This is a genomic window from Pseudaminobacter soli (ex Li et al. 2025) (assembly GCF_003012705.1).
In the GTDB taxonomy this organism is placed as follows: Bacteria; Pseudomonadota; Alphaproteobacteria; order Rhizobiales; family Rhizobiaceae; genus Pseudaminobacter; species Pseudaminobacter soli.
Genome location: NZ_PXYL01000056.1, coordinates 1 through 1,363, shown reverse-complemented (window position 1 = coordinate 1,363; position 1,363 = coordinate 1). Strand labels below are relative to the sequence as shown.

1 protein-coding gene is annotated in these 1,363 nt (G+C 59.3%); it reads left to right on the top strand.

The genetic code is table 11. The annotated features are described in order from the left end of the window. The first annotated feature begins 66 nt into the window (after positions 1-66). On the top strand, positions 67-1,119 hold the full coding sequence (locus C7I85_RS30170) for an IS110 family transposase (RefSeq protein ID WP_106727667.1): 1,053 nt from the start codon (positions 67-69) through the stop codon (positions 1,117-1,119). Positions 1,120-1,363: the final 244 nt, after the last annotated feature.

Genomic DNA, 1,363 nt, shown 5'->3' with positions numbered 1-1,363 from the left:
TAATGGGATGGTCCGCCCCGTCCTCCTCGCTCACTATGAGGAGGTCAGATAATGGAGGGAAGCAGTATGGCGCATCGTAATTTGCCGCGGCCTGCGGCTGTCTACGGAATCGATATCGGCAAGAACATCTTCCACGTCGTTGGCCTGAGCTGCGATGGCACCCCTGTTCAGAAAGTTCGCTTTCGACGGGACACCCTTCTGCAGTTCTTTGCACGCGCAGATCCCAGCATCGTCGGCATGGAGGCTTGCGCAGGTTCACAGTGGCTCGCCCGGAAGATACAGGCGCTCGGTCACAAGGTGCGCTTGATCCCCGCGCAATTTGTGAAGCCCTACGTGAAGTCAAACAAGAACGACATCATCGACGCAGAAGCGATCGCGGAGGCAACGACGCGGCCGACAATGCGCTTCGTCGCCGTGAAGGAAACTGATCAGGTCGATCTTCAAGCGCTGCACCGGATCCGTGACCAGATGATCGGCTCGAGGACGCGCCTGATCAATCAGATGCGGGCCTTCTGCCTCGAATACGGCGTCCCTTTGCGCCAAGGCGCTGGGTTGTTCAAACTAGATCTGCCGCACGCTCTGAATGACGAGGAGAACGATCTATCACCGGCAATGCGCCGGCTGCTGGGCGATTTATTCGCCGACCTCTCCCGCCTTGAAGAGCGTATCCGCCAGGTGACGATGGAGATCGAAGCGATCGCCGATCGCGAGGAGGTCGCACGCCGGCTGATGACAATCCCTGGTATCGGCGCATTGGGTGCGACCGCTGTGCTCGCCGCTGTCGGCAACGGGCTGCAGTTCCGCAAAGCGCGTGATCTGGCGGCATGGCTGGGTTTGGTGCCCAGGCAATACTCGACAGGCGGGAAACAGACGTTGCTGGGCATCAGCAAACGCGGCAACCGCTATGTGAGAAAGCTCCTGGTGCACGGAGCGCGATCCTGCTTCCGGCATCTGGACCGAACGCGTGATCGCTTGGGGAGCTGGCTCGACGGCCTTGAGGCTCGGATGCATCCGAACAAGGCGGTTGTCGCACTCGCGGCCAAGATGGCGCGCATTGTCTGGGTCGTTTTGAACAAGTCAGGAGCGCTCTACGAACGCAGAGATCCTGCTTTCGCCTGACGCTTCCGGCTCGATTGCAAGGCTCGGGAACAGTGATGACGAAACAGTGGATCAGCATGCCGTAAGTCCTGTGCAAAAAAGCGGGCTTCGTGCCCGAACCATTTATTGGGAACGGCGTGCGCGGATCTCATCATGGCCTGACTGCAACAGCAGTCCGCTCGCGAGAGGCCGGATACATTTATGCAACTGAAATCGTCATTCGCGATGTCGCGAACCCTTGCACGGACGGGGCGGACCATACATT

Bases quoted from the DNA above. Each gene is read 5' to 3' on its own strand.
- C7I85_RS30170 (WP_106727667.1), top strand. From the start codon at position 67: ATGGCGCATCGTAATTTGCCGCGGCCTGCGGCTGTCTACGGAATCGAT.